This is a genomic window from Vreelandella stevensii S18214 (genome assembly GCF_000275725.1).
Lineage (GTDB): Bacteria > Pseudomonadota > Gammaproteobacteria > Pseudomonadales > Halomonadaceae > Vreelandella > Vreelandella stevensii.
The window spans coordinates 244,688-263,592 of record NZ_AJTS01000049.1 but is presented as its reverse complement, the minus strand read 5'-3'; the positions used below and the strand labels follow the sequence as shown (position 1 = coordinate 263,592).

Here is an 18,905-nt window from a genome sequence, read left to right as displayed (position 1 = left end):
GTGTCATCAGCCAGACAACCCATTCTTCCTCCTTCGGGTGGTCTTTAATGTGGCTTTCGCTTCCACCCCGCACCGTTCCAGCTCGTCTGCAAAGACCTCCCGCCACTTCTGCGGGTCGCCCTTCGCCACATGCAACCGACGCCCATCATTGCCAAGATTCCGCACCGTAAGTTGGACATGCGGATTGTCGGTGTCGGTGTCCGTGTGCAAGGCCATGGCATACTGATAATTCTTACCAAACTGCCGCTTGGCGAACGCTTGGGAGGCCCTTTTTAGCGCCTGCGGCTCGGTTCCGGCCGGCATCGACAGAACGATATTGGTGGTATAACGAGAGTTCTTGCGCTGCCGACCTTGAAACCTCGACCAGTCTTTAGCCAAGTCACGTACCATATCTTCCGTGAAGGAGAACTGGCCGCTTTCGTCCTCAAGCTCCACGGCTCCGTTCTTACTGATGCGAAGCAAATCGCTCTCTACTTGGTCCGCATCGTAGGCATTGCTAACAATTCGAACGACGACTTCCGGCTTATCCATTATCCCTCCACCGATTCAAGCTCTTGGACAGCAGACTGGCCACCTGGTCTTTGTGCTGCTCAATTCGCTCTGCCAGCGCCTCGATGGCCTCCCGCTTAAGCTTGTCACTCTCTCTGAATTCGATGTTTAAGATCCTAGTGACCTGGTTCAGGTTTTTACCTATGGCGCGCAATTCCCGGTTTGACTCCCGCAAGGCGGCCACCTCGGCGTCCGTCAGCACGGGCTCTTGATACAACTCAGCCAGTACCAGCGCCATGAGCCAACTGGTTCGGTTGGGATAGCCCTCCTCTCGGGCGCGTTGTGCTAGCCAGCGTTCCTGGGTGGGCGATAGGCGGATCGTAAGTTTTCGGGATCTAGTTTCGATCTCTTGGTCGTCCGACGATACTGCTCTTCCGGCAACGCGCTGAATCATCCGCCGTAGCATGTCCGACTCGCGCAGACCGTTAGCCTTGCAGAACTGCGTCCAGGCGTTCTTCTCGATTTCTGTCAGGCGTGCTTCGACTCTCGGCATAGTCCAGTTTTCTCCACCGCTGGGAGGTGGGCTTGGCAAGTTTGCCGGCATACGCCAGCACTTGCCGAATCCTGCCCTAGCTCCCCTAGCTCCAAACCCATATGATCTTTTCGTACGCACGAAAAATGTCGTGTGCCTTGGGCGTAACCACAATCCTTAGTAGGGGGTTACACCATTAGTAATACGCACGGACCTGTCTCACAGCACGTTCAACCAATCTCGTCACAGCTGCCATTTCGTGCGCACGAAATCCCCTTGAACGCCATTGAACGGGCATAGCAGCCCAAGCGTAGTGGGCCAAGCGCTAGGCTGGCTCCTCACTGACCGTCGTTCTCCCCTGGGGGTGAAAGGCCCACGTCAGCAGAAAAGGGATCAGGGTGCTGGACATCATTTTCAGCGGTTTCTACCCTATTACGCTCCCGTCGCCGCCTAGCAAGCTCGGCTTTACACCATTCCCCTGCTGCCCGCATCTCGGCCCGCAAATCTTCGATCTCCTGAGGAGTCAGTCGTCGATAAGTCATAGCGCCCCCAACAAGGCATTGATTAACCATGCAGCTAGCAGGAGGATAGCACTCAGTACTGTCACGACCTTAGCGAAGGCCCTGATCGCTCTTACACATAGGGTGCGAACCTGTTCGGCATCATCGACCAGTTTTTGACCTGCAAGCCCGAGCACGAATAGCCCCCACTCGAGGCCGGTCAGATCTTGACCGGCTTTTGCTTTGACATGTGCTTCCAACCGCTTCCACCTAGCCTGAACCAGGCGAAGTACTAGCGACCGAATCGTTGACATGGCTTAGCCTCCCATTATGGTGTTGCCAGTGCCGAAACGTCTTTGGTAAGCGGCGTGAGCTGCTTTACCAGCCTTGTAGGGGCTAGCCATCGCACGGCCAGCGAAACGAGCGTCGCGACGCATACCCATGTACTGACGCCGCACAGTAGAAGGACGCATGGCATTCATGGCAGAGCCAATGGCACCTTGTGTCGCTAGGGCTAAGCCACCACCGAGAGCGGAAGCCACACTAGGAACTTGCTTCACTACCAAAATGCACAATGCATAGATGATGCATAACATAGCGGCATCGCCAAGATTCGCCATGGTGGCACTATCACCATTGGACATGGAGTCAATGTAATACCCTCCCAGCTCTACCATGAGTTGGCCTACAGCTGCACCTATCACCAAGATAAGTCCGTAGTTGACTACCATGCCTAGCCAGCTCTCGAACCAGCGTTGAGTGGCGTTAAATAGAAGCATGCTAATAAAAAGAGGTCCCAGAACTAAAAGAACTGCCGTCATGATCTTGCTAAGCAGGATCAGGAAGGCTACGACAACGGTCAGCATTCCACCGGCTATCAGGATGGCAGCACCAATGATGTAAAGCCCGAAATTTCCGTTCATTACACCTGCTCTATTCCAGGCCGCTTCGGAAACTTCAAATATTTTTGAGAACAGCGTATCTAATGATGTTGCTACTGAACCGGGTGGTGCGCCGGTCACCACAGATGCCAATGTCTCAGGCCCATTCGAAAGAACGCCAACGACTACATCAGCATAAGTTCCAACTGTAAGGCCCAGTGTCAGGATGAAGCCAATTCTGAGTATACGAAACACGCCCTCTTGCAAAGGTTCACCGACTCTTCCAAACATCATTAAATATCCCCATATGGCAATCCAAATGATCATCAGGCTAGTGAATATAGGGGCAATGAAATCAATAACCTGTGTGGCAGATGTAATGATGTAATCATTTAGGGCATTATCTATACGCTCAAAAGCTCGTTGGAAAAGGTTTGTAGTTATCATGCTTTCCCCCTAATCATCACTTTCTTGGTCGCGCTGACCAAACCGGAGAGGCGGAATATCGATATCTCGAAGAGTACCAGAGCTATCCAGACGAGATGCCTGTTCAGCATTGGCGCAGTTTGGTTCTCCTGCCAGTTCACCAGGGTTGTTCCAGCACTCCTTCAGTATCGCGTCGCGCTCCTCGGCATGCTCCTGAAACCACTCCACAGTCCTTGTAGCTCCGGTAGCGGTAGTGTCATCTTCCGTACAGGCTGATAGAGCAATACTTACCATCGTCACAAAAGCGATTTTTCGTGCGCACGAAATCATTGTTGAGTCTCCTTTCGCTGGGCCGCATTTGCTTCAATACGGCGCTTCTTTCGTTTGATGGTCAAAGACCGTTGCTCAAAATCCAAGCTCTTCAAGTCGATGGATTCCATTACCTCTTTCATCTCCTCAATACATGTGAAGAAATCCTCTGGCAGCGCTTCTAGCCCTTCGACCAGAAAGTCTCTGGCATAACCAGCAGTAATCATTAATGTTTGAATCTCACTCTCGATTGCGAGTCGTTCAACAGCGTGTGATCGGCATAGCCGAGACAAGCTAATATCAGTGAGAGTACGTGTGGTATCCTGTTTGATAGCCATGGTTGCCTCCTATGCAGGCAGACTTGGTTAGGCGCGGTCGGGGCCATCACCCCCGCTCCGCGCCGCTTAGATCTTAGGTGCGAAGGGTTCTACGCATTTCCTCTACAGCTGGAGCTCCAACTTTATCGCTGCCGTAGTTTCTGGCTATAAGGTCTGCTCTTTGCTGACCCAGCAACTCAGCCATCTCGGCCCGCGTCAATTTTGATTCAAATCCAGGATGACTCCCAGCATTGAGCGCCGTGTTTTTATTTTTTGATGTAATCTTTGTTGTATTCTCTGTAATAGATTTGACCTTTGGTAGAATCAAGGCTTGACCATAATGATCACCAGATTGGCCAAGTGGGATAGTAGAATCTACCAAAGGTAAAAACTGAGAATTACAACCACTTCCAGAAGGCTCTTCGTCGAGTTGCTCCGCCAGAAGCTCAAGCAAGCGATCGCAGTTCACCCGATACCAAATTTTGGCAGGAATATCTCTCCTCTCTTCTTCGAGGACACCAATTTCTACTAGCGATCTTCTAGCATTGGCCTGTTGCTTTGGCGTTAATCCAGTTTCTGATTCCCAACTATCTTCGCCTCGTTGATTTTTATAAAACCATCCATTACGAGCTTTTGTCTTAGAGTTTTTACTCCAGTAAAAAGCTTGGCTGATAAAAACTGCACCTGGAACCGAAACTCCAGGAAGAAGTGTGAATGCCGTATGGTAGGCAATAACTCTTCCCAAAATTTCTTTCACTACCGACGAGCTATTACGCATCATTCAGAAGACTCCAAACATAATGCGTCTTTTACTTGGAGCGTACGAAAGTAGACTCGACGCCCCACCTTTACCATCGTCGGTTTCAGCTTTCTTGAGACTTCTGTATCTGAATAAAGCGAAACCCGTACGCCATCGGGCGAACGACCAAGAAGGTCCGCCAAGTCTGATATGCTCATCAGCAAGCCGAACCGCTCAACAAGGTAATCTTCGACTTTCATAGCTAGCACCCCATCAATCATACATCGACGTAATCAATGCTAAACAAGAAAAGCCAAAGCTCAAGCGGATTCCTCTTTCACATCAATCAATGCGTTATAAATTGATTATCAAGGTGTATTATTTTGAAGAAACAACGAGAGGAAAAAGCACGAAATTTCAGGCGCTTAAATAATTAACAAAATTTAACAAATCTCACAACGATGAGAGCAAGGAACCCGAAATGAGGCCATAATAATAAGAATAATAAGATTATTATTCTTATTATTATGGATAGACAGCCACAATCAGAGCAAACTTATCAATACTTCATTACCCAAAAGCAACAAAGCATTGGTATCAACCCAGCCAACTATAACCAAAAGGCTAGTTTATTAGCTTTTAATGCGATCTAGCTTCAAGACAAGATCTTCTGCTCTCAGATGCGTATATCGCCGCAGCATCTGCATTGACTTGTGGCCACTGATCGCGGCGACCTCTTGGTCAGACAGCCCCGCCTCCACCAGCCGGCTGACGGCCTCGTGGCGCAGATCATGAAAGCGGAAGTCATCGAGCCCTGCCTTCTTCTTCGCCTGGTTCCAGAGCTTGGTGTAGGCATAGGGGCCGCGCTTGCCGTCCCTGCCAGGCTCACCGAAGAACACCAAGCCACAGTCGAGCGGCCGCACCGGGTTGTTCAACGCCTGCTTGAACACCTCGGTAGCCGCCTGGGTCAGCGGTACCAAGCGGGCTTCGTTGTTCTTAGTGTCTGTGAGGCGCACCACACGGCGTTTCACGTCGACCTGGGAGCGAGTTAGGGTCAGGATCTCCGACGAGCGCATGCCCGTCTCTAGGGCGATTCTGGCGATCCAAACCAGCATAGGGTTGCTGTGCTGTCGCAGCACGGCGAAGAGCCGCTTTTCCTCGTCGGCACTTAGGCGGCGGTTGCGCCCCTCTCCTGGACTGGGTTTGCGGATATTTTGAACCGGGTTGTATGCCAGGCCCAGCCCCCACTCCTGGATGGCCACTGTGTAGAGATGGCCAAGCAGGGCCAACTCCAGGCGCACAGTATTAGGGCTGATAGGCTGCCCCCGTCGCCCCAGGGTATTGAGCCGCATGTCGCGGTAGTTGGCGATCAGCTCCGGCGTGAGGGCTGCGAGGGAGTATTTGCCTAGATGCTCGTTCAGCGTGTTGGCCTTCTGGCGCTCACTTTTCTGAGTGCTGGGCTTCTTAGTGGGGGTGACATCAGCAAGGTAGCGCTTGAGGGCGGCCTCGAGCGTCATGCGCTCCGAGGCGCTGCGCTGGATATAGACACCGCGCACCATTTCGTCTTCGGTGCGGCGTGCCCAGTCCTGGGCATCACGCTTCGTGCGGAAAGTCTTGGCAGTAGTCGGCCAGCCTGTCTTGCGGATGACGGCTTTCCAGCTACCAGAGGGGGTCTTGACGATGGTGGCCACGAAAATCTCCAGGGGGCTGAAGGATCGGCAGTGTACCGAAACTGTACCCTCGGACTATGGGACTCACCAAGCAAGAATCGTAAGCGATTGATTTTAATGGTGGGCCCAGCTGGACTCGAACCAGCGACCAAGGGATTATGAGTCCCCTGCTCTAACCAACTGAGCTATAGGCCCGAAAAGCGTGCATATCATAGCGAATGTGTGGGGGCACGGCTACCCCTTGGGGCGCTATCTTGTGGTGGGGCGGCACTTTTTCGGGCAGGCTGCGATACCTGACGTGATGCGGTTGCCCACGGGCCTTCGGGCACTAATCGGCGCGGCCGGGGTCTGCTGATGACTGCTTCTATGGAGACACGCTGTGAAAGCCTTGATTGCTCTTTTTCCGCTGCTGCTGGCGCTGCCCGTTCAGGCCGACTGGCAGTTGGACCCTGCCCAATCGCAGGTGCGGGCGTCCATCACCCAGTTGGACGGTAGCGCGCCGCAAACTCATCATCATCACGTGAGCAATTTGCAGGGCGATATCTCCCCCGATGGCACGCTGCGCCTGCCGCTCCGGCTGAGCCAGACCGACGTGCTTCAACGTTTGGGTGACCTGCCGCCGTGGGTGGGCCTGCTGGCCAATACGCCGCTGGTGACGCTGGTGGCACAGATGCCACCCGAGCGCCTGGACCGCTTGGACATGGGCGAGGAGCTTGTGGAAACCCTGACCTTTCGAGTCCAAACCGACCGGCTGACCCAGGAGGAAGCAGTGCCGCTGCGCTTTACCCGCGTCGGGCTGAACGAAGTGCGTGTCACCCATGCCGAACCGATGGCGCTGGATGGCAATGCCCTGATGGCCAACAGCACGCTGCGCACGGTGCTTTCCCTGCTGGGCTATCAGCAGATCGATGAGCATGTGCCGGTGACCCTGAACGCGCTGTTGGTGAACCGCTAAACGCAAGCGCCGCCCATGGGGCGGCGCCTGAGTACGTGGCATGTGACGGCCTAGCGGCCCAGCACTTCCACATCGCCCGCTTGGGCGGCTCCGGTTTGTACCCGCCACTGGGCGGCGTAGTGGCCATCGGCCTGTAGCAGGCTGGCATGGCTGCCGCGCTCCGCTACCTGGCCCTTCTCGATCACGACGATTTCATCGGCATGCACGATGGTGGAAAGCCGGTGGGCAATCATGATGACCGTACGCCCGTGGGCAATGCGCTTCAGCGAGCGCTGGATTGCCGCTTCGGTTTCGTTGTCCACGGCGCTGGTGGCTTCGTCCAGCACCAGAATAGGCGGGTTCTTGAGCAGCGCCCGGGCCAGGGAAAGGCGCTGGCGTTGGCCACCGGAAAGGCGTACGCCCCGCTCCCCCACCGGGGTGTCCAGCCCTTGGGGCAGTGTCTCGATAAAGCTCCAGGCTTCTGCGGTTTTGGCGGCCTCGATGATGGCGGCTTCGTCGGCATCGGGCATGCCGTAGGCGATGTTGTCGCGAATACTGCCCTCGAACAGGTACACGTCCTGGCTGACCAGGCCGATGGCCTGCCGCAGCGAATGCATGCTGACCTCGGTGATGGGCTGGCCATCGACCAGCACGCGGCCACTGGCAGGGTCGTAGAAGCGCAGCAGCAGCTTGATCAACGTCGATTTACCCGACCCCGTGGCCCCCACCAGGGCCAGCGTGGTGCCCGCCGGAACGTGCAGGTCTACCCCGTTCACGCCTACCTGGCTGGCCTCGTACTGGAAGCTCACCGCTTCGAAGCGCACCTCGCCTTTCACCGGTGCGGCCAATGCCTGGGTGCTGTCGTCTTTCACCGTGATGGGGACTTCCAGCAGGTCCAGGATACGCTTGGTGCTGGCCATGGCGCGTTCGAACAGGTCGATGACCTGGGCCAGCCCGGTCAGCGGCCAGAGCAGGCGCTGGGTCAGAAACACCAGCACGCCGTAGGCGCCTACGTTGAGGCTGCCGTTGAGCGCCATCATGCCGCCCACGGTGAAGGTGGCCAAAAAGCCCGCCAGAATGGCCATGCGGATGACCGGAATAAACGCCGAACTGACCCTGATCGCCTGACGGTTGGCATCTACATAGGCTTCACTGGCGCTGCGCAGGCGTTCGGCCTCACGGGCTTCACTGGTGAAGCTCTTGATGGTGGCAATGCCGCTCAGGTTGTTGGAGAGTCGGCTGGAAAGGTCGCCCACTTTCTCACGCACCTCGCTGTAGAGCGGCCCCGCCTTGCGCTGGAAGAAGAACGCTCCCCAGATGATCAGCGGGATGGGCGTGAAGGCCAGCAGCGCAATCAGCGGGGAAAGCACGAAGAACACGGCCCCCACCGCCACCACGGTCACTCCCACCTGAATCAGCGCGTTGGCGCCGCCGTCCAGAAAGCGCTCCAGCTGGTTGACGTCATCGTTCATGGTGGCCACCAGCTGGCCTGAGCTCTTCGATTCGAAAAACGCCATGTCGAGCCGCTGGGCGTGCTCATAGGCATCCTGGCGCAGGTCGGCCTGGAGCCGCTGGGCCAGATTGCGCCACAGCACCTGGTACAGGTACTCGAATAGCGACTCCCCCGCCCAGATAAAGAAGGTCAGCACCGCGAGGATGGCGATCTGCTCGTGCGGGGTTTCGAACCCCAGGCGGGCCACGAAGCTGTTCTCCTGGTTGACCACCACATCGATGGCGACACCGATGAGAATTTCCGGGGCAATATCGAACAGCTTGTTGATGATGGAGCAGATCGTGGCAGCGGTAATCCGCCGACGATACCCCTTGGCGTAGCGCAGCAGCCTGACCAACGCCTGAAAACTTTGGTTGGCAGAACTGGCGGAAGAACTGGGCGTTGAAGCGGCCACGAGGGTTCCTTTTAGCGTGTTGTCATGTATTTTTTGGCCTGGAGCCCCTGCACGGGGCTCCGCTCATTCAGAACGTTCGGCGCGGCGCACGTTGGCGAGCAGCGGGCTGCCGGTATCCGGGTCCAGCAACAGCGTGCATTCTACCTGATAGAGCGCGCGCACCAAGGCTGGTGTCACCACATCGGCTGGCGCACCTTGGTCAACGATCTGGCCATCGCGCATGGCAATCAGGTGGTCGGCGTAGCGGCAGGCGCTGGCCAGGTCGTGCAGCACCATCACCACAGTGCGGCCATGGCAGGCCAGCGTGCGCACCAGCTCGAAGACTTCGATCTGGTGGCCCAGGTCTAACGCTGAGGTGGGCTCGTCAAGCAGCAGCAGCGGCGTTTGCTGGGCAATGGTCATGGCGATCCAGGCACGCTGGCGCTGCCCGCCCGAGAGAGCTTCCAGCGGCCGGTTGGCCAGCGCTTCCAGGCCTGCGGCGGTCAGCGCGTGCTGCACGACCTGCTGGTCTTCCGCCGACCATTGGCGTAGCCACCCCTGGTGGGGCTGGCGGCCAAAGCGAATCAGCTCGGTGACGGTGAGCCCCTCGGGGGCCACGGCTTCCTGGGGCAGCAGCGCCAGTCGGGTGGCGAGCTGGCGCGTGGGCAGGCGCTGAATGTCGTGGCCATCGAGCAGTACGGCGCCGCCGTCGGGCTTATGCAGCCGGGCAAGCCCCGAGAGCAGCGTGGATTTACCACAGCCGTTGGGGCCAACGATGGCCGTTACCTTGCCGCTGGGCAGCTCGACGCCCAGCTCCTTGATCACCTGGCGTTGGCCATAACTCATGCTGAGCGCGTCGGTGGCCAGGGTGGGTAAACCGGGGGCAGTGCTCATGGGCGACTCCGTTGCGGGCGCATTAAAATCCATAATAACCAAGGGCCGCCGACCACGGCCGTGACGATGCCCACCGGAATCTCGATGGGCGCAAACAGGGTTCGCCCGGCCAGGTCGGCCAGCACCATCACCAGCGCCCCGGCCAGGGTGGCGGCCAGAATCGGCACATGGCGAGCGCTGGAGAGTGAGCGAGCGATTTCAGGCCCAATCAGCGCCACCATGCCCACCGGCCCTGCCACGGCAACGGCGAAGGCGGTCAACACCACCGAGAGCATCAGCACCTGAAAGCGGCGGGCGGTGACGCTGACCCCCAGGCCACTGGCCGTGGCGTCCTTGAAGCGCAGCACGGTCAGGGAGCGGGCCAGCGCCATGGCCGCCACCAGGCCCAGCAGCAGCCCCACGCCCAACAGTTGAACGCTGCCGCTGGGCCGTGCATTGAGCGAGCCGACCGTCCACGGGTAGGCGGTATTGGCGGTGTCGATGGCGACCCGCGCCAGCAGTAGTTGAGTAATGGCGCCAAACACGGCCCCTACCCCAATGCCGGCCACGATGAACCGATAGCCCTGAGTACCGCTACCCGCCGCCAGGCCGAACGTCAGCACAGCCGCCGTGGTGGCCCCGGCCAGCGCCATGGCAGGTGGGGCAATGCCCACCCCCAACCCCACCACCGAGGCCACGGCAAAGGCAGTGGCGCCGTTGTCGATCCCGATGATGCCCGGCGTGGCCAGGCGGTTGCGGGCCAGGGTCTGCATCAGCACCCCGGCCAGGGCGAAGGCAGCCCCGGTATAGCACGCCGCCAGCAGGCGCGGCAGGCGCAGCTCGCGCACCATGAAGGTGGCCATCATCTCCCCCTGCCCGGCCAGCGCCGCCAGCACTGCACGAGGGGCCAGCGCCACGTTGCCCAGGCTCAAATAAAGTAGGCTGGCGGCCATCAGCGCCAGCAGCAACCCCGCATTCACCGCCACGGCACGCTTCTCCAGCAACACATGGTAGCGCCCTGACGTGCTCTGCAAACGCCAATAGCCCGCCGGGGTAGCAGCGGGCGTGGCCAAGGGGGCGGGGGTCGTCATCGGCCACATCGGCCTTGCACCCAACGTCGATTTTGCCGTCATTTTCATAGCGTCAGCGTCCAGGCAAGCAGCGGGCTTGCACAGCATGAAGAGAGGGTCACAGCATGGGTAAACGGCGAGCGCGCACCACGGCAATCAGCACCGGTGCGCCACACAGCGCCGTGAGCACGCCCAGCGGCAGTTCGGAAGGCGCCACGATGACCCGGGAGATGATATCGGCGGTGAGTACGATCAACGGGCCTATCGGCAGGCAGAACCAGAGCGTGCGGCGAATGTCCGGCCCGGCAATGGCGCGGGCCACGAACGGCACCACCAGCCCGACGAAGGCAATCGGCCCGGCAATGGCCGTGGCCGCCCCCACCAGCAGCGCCACACAGCCAATCGCCAGCCAGCGAATCAGCCCGGGGCGATGCCCCAGGCCGCTGGCTGCCCGCTCGCCCAGCGCCAGCGCCGCCAGGGGGCGGGCAATGAGCGCGACCGTGGCCGCCGCCACCGCCAGGCTGGGGAGCACCGCCCACCAGTCCTCCAAACGGCGGCCCGCCAGGCTGCCCACGACCCAGAAGCGGATTTCATCGGCAGCGCGCTGATCGTAGAGCAGTATCAGGGAACTGAGCGAGCCCAACAGCCCGGAAAACGCTGCCCCGGCCAGCACCAGCCGAACCGGGTCGTTGCCGACACCGCGAAAGCGCGCCACGCTGAGCACGCACAGACAGCCGATCAGTGCGCCCAGCTGGGCCACGGAGATACGCAGGGTAGCGGCGCTGGCCCCCAGCACCAGCGCCAGCGCCACGGCGAATGCCGCCCCAACGCTGACCCCCAGCAGGCCCGGCTCGGCCAGCGGGTTGCGCGAAACGGCCTGCAGCAGTGCGCCCGCGACCCCCAGGGCTACGCCTACGGTCAGGCCGATCAGGGTACGAGGGGCGCGCAGCTCCTGCACCACGAACAGCGCTTCGCTGTCGTCCACGCCTTGCAGCAGCCCCAATACGCGCGCAGGGCCCACCTGGCCCGCGCCAATCACAAGGCTAACGACACACACCGCCAGCAAGGCGGTGAGCAGTATCAGCATCCAGGTCGTTGCGGAGCAGCGCCGGGCGGCGCTGCTCCCTATAAAAGCAGCAAACATCACGGCAACAACGCGTTCTCGATGTCATCCAGGATGGCCTGGGCCGCCAGCGGGCCGTTGGCGCTGCTCCAGAGCTGGCCGTTGACCGGCACGACCCGGTCGTTTTCGACGACGTTCAGGCGTGTAAATGCCGGGCTCTGACGGGCGGCATCCAGCGCGGCCTGGCCATCGGCGTTGAGCGTCGCCAGAAATAGCCAGTCACCGTCTACCTGAGACAGGTTTTCCAGGCTGAGCACGTCGCTGTGGGCGCTGTCTGGCTTGGTCAGCCCGGCGTCCTGCACCTCCAGGCCCACGCTATCCAGCAGGCCCGTGGCAATCAGGTCCTTCGACATCACCATGGGGCCGCTGGGCATCCAGCGAGCCAGCACGGCCGTGCCGCCTACTCCAGCTTCAGCGATGGCACTGGCCAGCTCTGCGGCGCGCTGCTCCACGGCGGCAATGGCCTCGTCGATCTGCGCTTCGCGGTTGAGCGCCTGGCCATACAGTCGGGCTTCGGCTTCCCAGTTATCGGACGCCAGCGGCTGCGTGTGAGGTACGACAGTAGGCGCAATACGCGACAGCAGCTGGTACTGGGCTTCGGGAAGCTGCGGTGCCGCCAGAATCAAATCGGGCTGTTGCGCCAGCACGGCTTCGATGTTGATCTCGCGCACGACGCCGACGATGGCCGGGCGCTCTTCGCCCAGGTAGGCTTCTACATACTCTGCCACGTTGTCACCGCCCCGAGTGGTCACGGCGCCCACCGGAAGAATGCCTGCGGCCAGCGAGGCATCCAGCGCCCCCTCGTAAAGGGTGACCACACGCTCGGGGTGGTCGTTGACCTCGACCTCGCCATAAGCGGTCTCCAGGGTGCGCGCCTGGGCAGCACCGGCAATCAGGCTACCGACCACCAGCGCCACGACTGTTCTACCCGCCAACCCGATCACATCACGCCCGATCCCACTAGGCCCGATCCCTCTGCGCTGCAACGTACGGCCCATGTAAAGCCTCTCCCGATTGAGTGTTGGAAAGATAGTAACGATTCTCAACAGCACTTGCACCCTTATTTACGCGAATGCACCGTTGCATATCTTGCAACGCTTGAAGGCGACTCGGGGCCGTTTCGGTTCATGCAACGCACCGTTCGATGAAACAGCCTCGCGCATGGGAACTTTTCTTCTTAGAATCCCAACCTCTTTTGATAATCAGTTTCATTAGCAAATAAGTTTCATCTCAGGGGATCACCATGCCACGCTTTACACGCTCTGCACTGGCCAGCGCCATTGCTGTCAGCATGACCGCCACCGCCGTCAATGCTCAGGAAACTGCCCAGCTCAACAACATGGTCGTGACGGCGGCCGGTTATGAGCAAACGCTCAATAACGCGCCCGCGAGTATTTCCGTGGTGACCCGTGAAGAGCTGGAGCAGAAGCAGTTTTCCAACATTGCCGAAGCCATTGCTGACGTACCGGGAGTGGATGTTCGCGCAGGCACGGGCAAGACCGGCGGGCTGAACATTTCCATTCGTGGCATGCCCAGCAGCTATACCCTGATCCTCATCGACGGCCGCCGCCAAAACGCCTCTGGCGATGTGACCCCGAACGGTTTTGGTGAGACCGCCACCAGCTTCATCCCCCCGCTTTCTGCCATCGAACGTATCGAGGTGATTCGTGGGCCGATGTCCACGCTTTACGGCTCCGATGCCATGGGTGGCGTGATCAACATCATCACGCGCCGCGTTGGCCAGGATTGGGCAGGCTCGGTGTCGGTGGAAAACTCCTTCCAGCAGAATCGCGACGAAGGCAACAGCTCCGCCATCAACCTCTATGCCTCTGGCCCCTTGGTGGAAGACACCGTGGGTCTGCAGCTACGCGGCCGCCTGTTTGACCGCGACAGCTCCGAGCGCATGATCGAGAACAGCTCAGGTCGCGACCCGCGCCCCTCGGAAGCGCGCATTTACTCCATCGGCGGGCGCATCAACGTCACGCCGGATGAAACGAACGAATTCTGGCTGGATGCCGAGCGCTCCCGCCAGACCTACGACAACAGCGACAGCCGCCTGGGCAACCTGGACACCCCCGCGCGGGTGTTTGGTTATGAAGACGAAATGCGCTTCAACCGCGATCAGGTCGCCATTGGCCATACCGGACGTTTCGAAGCGGGCACCTGGGAAAGCAGCATCAGCCATAGCGAAACCGAAACCCTGGGCCGCACCCTGCCAGCGGGCAATGCCCCCGACTACGGCTACGTGGCACAAGGCGGCGAACCCCGCCTGCTGGAAAACCGCGATATCGTGGTCGACAGCAAGTTCGTGGCCCCGCTGGGTGACCACATGGTGACCGTCGGCGGCCAGTACATCGACGCCCGCCTGGAAGACGGTACGGCAGGCAACGAGCGTTTCGAGCAGAACAGCTGGGCCGCGTTCGTGGAAGACGAGTGGCTGCTGCGCGATGATCTGGCGCTGACCTTGGGTGGCCGCTACGAAAACCACGACGCCTTTGGCGGGCACTTCAGCCCGCGCGGCTACCTGGTATGGAACACCACGCCCCACTGGACGCTGAAAGGTGGTATCAGCCAAGGCTACAAGACGCCCACGCTGAACCAGCTGCATGATGGCATCAACGGATTTGGCGGCCAGGGGGCAACGGTCAATATTGGCACCCCGGACCTGGAGCCGGAAAAAAGCACCAACTATGAAATTGGCGCCATCTACGACGATCAGGAGCGTTTCTCTGCCGGGGCAACGCTGTTCTTCACCCAGTTCCGCGATCGTATTGCCGATGCTGACGATATTCCCAACTGCCAGTTCATCGACAGCAATGGCAATACGCCCTATGCAGGGCTGGCCAACTGCTTGAGCGTGGGCAACTTTACCCAGCAGGAGAGCTTCGGGCAGTCGACCAATATCGACCGCGCCGAGACCCGCGGCGTCGAGCTGAGCGCCAACTATCAGATCGCCCCGGACTGGCGTGTCAGCGGCGGCTATACCTTCACCGACTCCGAGATCACCTCCGGCGATAACGAAGGGATGATTCTGACCAACACGCCGAAGCACAAGCTGACCGCCGACCTCACCTGGCAGGTCAACGACCGCTGGAGCACCACGCTGGAAGGCGAGTACTACTCTTCTCGCGAGCGCTTCTCGGCAGGCCTGCCCACGTCGGGTGAAACGCTCTCACTGTATCAACAGCTAGGCAACAAGCTGGACGGGTATGAGCTGTTCAACCTGCGCAGCACCTACCGCTTCTCCGACAGCGTGCGGCTGACCGGCGCGGTCCAGAACCTGCTGGACAAGGACTTCACCGCCTACGACACCTTCGAGCACAACGGTGACACCTACGCAGCCTACCGCTACACCCAAACCGGCCGCTCCACTGACGGTGTTGCGCTGAACGGTCGCAGCTTCTGGTTGTCTGCTACTTACGAGTTCTGATCGTAGGTCGCCTACGACCCTTACTGTTTCAATGCTGAATTGATGCCCTGGCCTGGTGCCAGGGCTTTTTTTATCCGCAGCTGAGAAGACCTTTTCCAAACCTCAAATACAAACACAAATATAAATTATTTTCATTCATCAAAATAAATGGCACACTATTCGCTCCATGACTCAGCTCGGTGGCCGTGCCATGTACGATTTCGATGAACTTGCCGCATTTGCCGATGTGATGTCGACGGGTAGCCTGACCCGCAGCGCCCAGAAGCTGAGGCTGGCCAAGTCCACCCTGAGCCGTCGCATCAGCCAACTGGAAGCCCGCCTGAATCAGCCGCTGCTGCGGCGCCAGGCCAATCGCTTGATCCCGACCGAAGCGGGGCTGCTGTTCCACAGCTACTGCAACGAGCTGCTGGCCATGGCAGCCCATAGCCAGGAGGCGCTGGCCGAGCTGCGTGAAGAGATCAGCGGCAAGGTCACCCTGGAAGTGCATGGCGCCCTGGCCCGAGGCTGGATGGCGGGGGTCGTGGATGCCTTTCTGACGCGTTACCCCAAAGTGGAGCTGACCCTGCACACCCGCGAAACGCCGCCCAGCAAGATGCACAGCAACAGCGTGCATATCTGGTTGGGAGCCAATCACGAATGCGGGCTCAATCAGGAGCGGCTGGGGTATCTTTCGCGGGGGCTGTATGCCAACCCAGGCTATCTGAAACAGGCAGGCCGCCCACAGCACCCCAGCGAACTTGGCAAGCACGCTTGGATCGACCTGCTGGATACGGCTTCCAACGGGCTGCTGCTGCATCATTCAGAGCATCCCGACTACCTGTTCGATGCGCCCCGCTCGCGATTACGCGTCGATCTCACGGTACTGCACATCGATGCCATTGCTTATGGCCAGGGCATTGGCCTGCTGCCTCACTGGGTAGTGGCACGGCGCGAAACGCATCACCCGGGGGATCTGGTGCGCTGCCTACCGGGCTGGGAGCCTGCGGCCCTGCCCATCACCATGCTATACGCCTACGGCCAGCACTCCCGGCGAGTCAACGCCCTGCTGGAGTTTCTGCGCGAACAAGTCCCTGCCGAGTGGCAAACCACTCGCCCACGGGTCAATGCCTGACACTCCGCTACCCTGCTTGCCTGAGGGGTGCATTATTACCGACAATAGAGCGCTGAACCCCGTCAAGGAACGTTGATGCTCGCCGAACTGTTCGCTGTCATGGCCCCTGTACTGGCAGGCGCTGGACTTGGCTATGCCTGGGTACGCCTTGGGCACCCCTACCCCGTCGATTTCATTACGCGTCTGGTCTTCAACATCGGCACCCCGGCGCTGGTACTGGCATCGCTGTCCGGGGCCAATATCGATGCAGGCACCTTTGGCCATGTCATGCTGGCCACTGCGCTGGTCATCCTGACCATGGGGGCCGCCAGCTTTCTGGTGGCCAGGCTGCTGGGCTACCACTGGCGGGTGGTCATCGCCCCCATGATGTACCCCAATACGGGCAACATGGGGCTGCCGGTGGTGCTGTATGCCTTCGGTAGCGCCGGGTTTGCCTACGGCATCACGGTCATGGTGACCGTCTCGCTGTTTCAGTTCACCCTAGGGGCAGTACTGGATACCAAGGGCAATCCGCTCAAGACGCTGGCCAAAACGCCCACCGTGTATGCCATCGTCATCGCCATGGCGCTGCTGCTCACCGACACGCCGCTGCCCCCTTGGCTGGCCAATACCGTGGATCTGATGTCGGGCTTCACGGTGCCGCTGATGCTGATTACCCTGGGAGTTTCACTGGCCAGCATCCAGGTCAAGAGCCTGCGCTCCGGCGTGGGTTTCAGCCTCATCCGCATCCCGCTGGCCGCCGTAACGGCCTGGTTCATCGCCGCCTGGCTGGGGTTGCCGCCCTTGGCACAAAGCATCCTCGTGGTACAGATGTGCATGCCGGTGGCCGTGTTCAATTATCTGTTTGCCCAACGCGCCCAGCGCGAGCCCGCTTATGTGGCCAGCCTGGTCTTCTGCTCTACGCTGCTGGCACTGATTTACCTGCCACTGCTGCTGGCCCTACTGATGTAGGATGGGGAACCCCACCCCCATGTCGCAGTCACTGCTAGACTGAACCGACCCACCTAGCCAACGTGACCGGAGAATCGACCATGTCCGAACGTCAGCCCGCTGTGTTGAACGTCTTCCCGCTTACTGCCTCCACGCCAGCCAAGGGACGCCCTGCTGGCTGGCTCGCCATCGCCGCGAGGATGCTTCTACTCACTGACCACCACGGATAGACGATGCGCTTACGTAACTTGATCATTCTCACGGTGATTGTGCCGCTTTTCATCGTGCTGGTGGTATTCAGCCTGGTGGCCATCAAGTCGCTGGAGGATAACGTACGCTCCAAGCTGCAAACCGAGGTGGAGATCATCACCAGGGCGCTGAGCACGTCGCTGAGTTACGCGGTGGCCCGCGACAGCGCCACCCCTCTGGAGGAGGCCCTGCAGTCGGCCTTCTCGTTTCACCGTATCTACGGTGCCTATGTGTTCGACACCCATGGACGCGAAGTATACGGCCTGGGGCTGGGCAAGGACCTGTTCACCCCTGAAGAGATCCGGAAAGTCATCGAACGCGATGACCTCTACAGCAACTATCGCCAGCAGGAGGGCTGGACCTACTACTCGGCACTGATCCCGCTGCGCACCCAGGATGGCAGCGTGCAGGGCGTGTTGCAGGTCAACCGCCTGAATACCGGCATCGAAAACTATACCGGCTTCATCAGCATCGTGGCCGTGCTGGTCTTCGTCATCGGTGCGGCGGGCATCGTGTTCAGCATCTGGTGGGGCTTCCGGCGTTACATCGAGCGCCCCCTGAACCGGCTGCTGCACGTCATGCTGCTGGTAGAGGACGGCGACCGCAGCCAACGGGCCACCGCGGATGGCCCTACCGAATACCGTCGCCTGGCCTCAGGCCTGAACGGCATGCTGGACGCCATGGCCGAGAAGGACCGCGATATCGAGGATCGTCAGCGCCGCGAGATCGAACTCGAAAAGCGCCTGCGCAAATCCAAGAAACTGGCCGAACTGGGCGTACTGGCGGCAGGGGTTGCCCATGAAATCGGCGCACCGCTCACCGTCATCAACGGCCAGGCCCAACGCCTGGCACGCCGGGACACCATCAGCGACGATGAGCGCGCCCGGCTGGGCAGAATACGCGGCGAAGTCGAACGCATCGTCGAAATCGTGCGCCAATTGATGGAATTGGGCCGACAACATAACGTAGAGAAAGGAAATCAGGCGCTGGACCAGCTTATCCTGAGTGCCAGCGAGCTGGTCGAGGAAGAGCTGGAGCCAAGAAATATTCGCCTGGATATTGATCTTCCGACACCGACCCCCCATTTACTGGTCAATGGCCAGCAGATCATCCAGGTGCTGACCAACCTGTTTCGCAATGCAGCGCAAGCGCCCGACGTGAGCCATATTCGTGTCCGCGCCGAGGCCCATGAGGAAGAGCTGACGCTATGGGTAGAGGATAACGGGCCAGGCATACCGCCCTCCCATCACCATCAGGTATTCGACCCCTTTTTCACCACCAAGCCGGTGGGGCAAGGCAGTGGCCTAGGGCTGTCCATGGTGCACCGCATTATCAACGACCACGGCGGGACGATTGGCGTTTTTGACAGCACCCTGGGCGGTGCTGGCTTCGAGATCACGCTGCCCCTTTGTGAAACCGCATCCGCTTGAGGACAA

General features: G+C 59.6%; 18 protein-coding genes and 1 tRNA gene. 5 read left to right on the top strand and 14 right to left on the bottom strand.

The window, feature by feature from the left end:
- Positions 1–6 precede the first annotated feature (6 nt).
- The 9 genes from HSS18214_RS0116365 to HSS18214_RS0116330 form a co-directional block, all read right to left on the bottom strand.
- Positions 7–531, bottom strand: coding sequence for a relaxase/mobilization nuclease domain-containing protein (locus tag HSS18214_RS0116365; RefSeq protein ID WP_016916353.1), 525 nt, complete (start codon positions 529–531; stop codon positions 7–9).
- Complete coding sequence (locus tag HSS18214_RS0116360; protein ID WP_016916352.1) at positions 524–1,042, bottom strand: plasmid mobilization relaxosome protein MobC; 519 nt, start codon at positions 1,040–1,042, stop codon at positions 524–526. Before HSS18214_RS0116360 ends, HSS18214_RS0116365 begins: the two co-directional genes overlap by 8 nt.
- A gap of 796 nt (positions 1,043–1,838) precedes the next feature.
- Positions 1,839–2,849 (bottom strand): TrbL/VirB6 family protein, encoded by a 1,011-nt coding sequence (locus HSS18214_RS0116350; RefSeq protein WP_016916350.1) that lies wholly within the window; start codon positions 2,847–2,849, stop codon positions 1,839–1,841.
- A gap of 9 nt (positions 2,850–2,858) precedes the next feature.
- Positions 2,859–3,158: an EexN family lipoprotein gene (locus HSS18214_RS18930; RefSeq protein WP_083844220.1), complete on the bottom strand. Its 300-nt coding sequence runs from the start codon at positions 3,156–3,158 to the stop codon at positions 2,859–2,861.
- Positions 3,155–3,475: a hypothetical protein gene (locus HSS18214_RS0116340; RefSeq protein WP_016916348.1), complete on the bottom strand. Its 321-nt coding sequence runs from the start codon at positions 3,473–3,475 to the stop codon at positions 3,155–3,157. Before HSS18214_RS0116340 ends, HSS18214_RS18930 begins: the two co-directional genes overlap by 4 nt.
- Before the next feature lie 73 nt (positions 3,476–3,548).
- Complete coding sequence (locus tag HSS18214_RS19145; protein ID WP_156808539.1) at positions 3,549–4,235, bottom strand: hypothetical protein; 687 nt, start codon at positions 4,233–4,235, stop codon at positions 3,549–3,551.
- On the bottom strand, positions 4,232–4,453 hold the full coding sequence (locus HSS18214_RS18925; RefSeq protein WP_083844222.1) for a plasmid-related protein: 222 nt from the start codon (positions 4,451–4,453) through the stop codon (positions 4,232–4,234). The genes HSS18214_RS19145 and HSS18214_RS18925 overlap by 4 nt, the downstream gene beginning before the upstream one ends.
- 372 nt (positions 4,454–4,825) lie before the next feature.
- Complete coding sequence (locus tag HSS18214_RS0116335) at positions 4,826–5,884, bottom strand: tyrosine-type recombinase/integrase (RefSeq protein ID WP_016916347.1); 1,059 nt, start codon at positions 5,882–5,884, stop codon at positions 4,826–4,828.
- A gap of 97 nt (positions 5,885–5,981) precedes the next feature.
- A tRNA-Ile gene (locus HSS18214_RS0116330) sits at positions 5,982–6,058 on the bottom strand.
- A 184-nt stretch (positions 6,059–6,242) separates the two neighbouring features.
- Here HSS18214_RS0116330 and HSS18214_RS0116325 point away from each other — a divergent pair.
- Positions 6,243–6,818 (top strand): hypothetical protein, encoded by a 576-nt coding sequence (locus HSS18214_RS0116325; protein WP_016916346.1) that lies wholly within the window; start codon positions 6,243–6,245, stop codon positions 6,816–6,818.
- Between the two features lie 50 nt (positions 6,819–6,868).
- Here the strand turns inward: HSS18214_RS0116325 and HSS18214_RS0116320 are convergent, their stop codons facing one another.
- From HSS18214_RS0116320 to HSS18214_RS0116300, 5 genes are all read right to left on the bottom strand, one after another.
- A complete protein-coding gene (locus HSS18214_RS0116320; protein ID WP_016916345.1) occupies positions 6,869–8,704 on the bottom strand; it encodes an ABC transporter ATP-binding protein in 1,836 nt (611 codons plus the stop codon).
- Positions 8,705–8,767: 63 nt separating this feature from the next.
- Positions 8,768–9,577: an ABC transporter ATP-binding protein gene (locus tag HSS18214_RS0116315; protein WP_016916344.1), complete on the bottom strand. Its 810-nt coding sequence runs from the start codon at positions 9,575–9,577 to the stop codon at positions 8,768–8,770.
- Positions 9,574–10,656 (bottom strand): FecCD family ABC transporter permease, encoded by a 1,083-nt coding sequence (locus HSS18214_RS0116310; protein ID WP_016916343.1) that lies wholly within the window; start codon positions 10,654–10,656, stop codon positions 9,574–9,576. The genes HSS18214_RS0116315 and HSS18214_RS0116310 overlap by 4 nt, the downstream gene beginning before the upstream one ends.
- A gap of 88 nt (positions 10,657–10,744) precedes the next feature.
- Positions 10,745–11,713: a FecCD family ABC transporter permease gene (locus tag HSS18214_RS0116305; RefSeq protein WP_016916342.1), complete on the bottom strand. Its 969-nt coding sequence runs from the start codon at positions 11,711–11,713 to the stop codon at positions 10,745–10,747.
- A gap of 56 nt (positions 11,714–11,769) precedes the next feature.
- Complete coding sequence (locus HSS18214_RS0116300; RefSeq protein WP_016916341.1) at positions 11,770–12,747, bottom strand: ABC transporter substrate-binding protein; 978 nt, start codon at positions 12,745–12,747, stop codon at positions 11,770–11,772.
- Positions 12,748–12,992: 245 nt separating this feature from the next.
- On the opposite strand from HSS18214_RS0116300, the gene HSS18214_RS0116295 reads away from it, so the two are divergent.
- From HSS18214_RS0116295 to HSS18214_RS0116280, 4 genes are all read left to right on the top strand, one after another.
- A complete protein-coding gene (locus HSS18214_RS0116295; protein WP_016916340.1) occupies positions 12,993–15,179 on the top strand; it encodes a TonB-dependent receptor domain-containing protein in 2,187 nt (728 codons plus the stop codon).
- Positions 15,180–15,369: 190 nt separating this feature from the next.
- A complete protein-coding gene (locus tag HSS18214_RS0116290; RefSeq protein ID WP_026001996.1) occupies positions 15,370–16,290 on the top strand; it encodes a LysR family transcriptional regulator in 921 nt (306 codons plus the stop codon).
- Positions 16,291–16,365: 75 nt separating this feature from the next.
- On the top strand, positions 16,366–17,241 hold the full coding sequence (locus tag HSS18214_RS0116285) for an AEC family transporter (RefSeq protein ID WP_016916338.1): 876 nt from the start codon (positions 16,366–16,368) through the stop codon (positions 17,239–17,241).
- Positions 17,242–17,453: 212 nt separating this feature from the next.
- Positions 17,454–18,899: a sensor histidine kinase gene (locus HSS18214_RS0116280; RefSeq protein ID WP_016916337.1), complete on the top strand. Its 1,446-nt coding sequence runs from the start codon at positions 17,454–17,456 to the stop codon at positions 18,897–18,899.
- Positions 18,900–18,905: the final 6 nt, after the last annotated feature.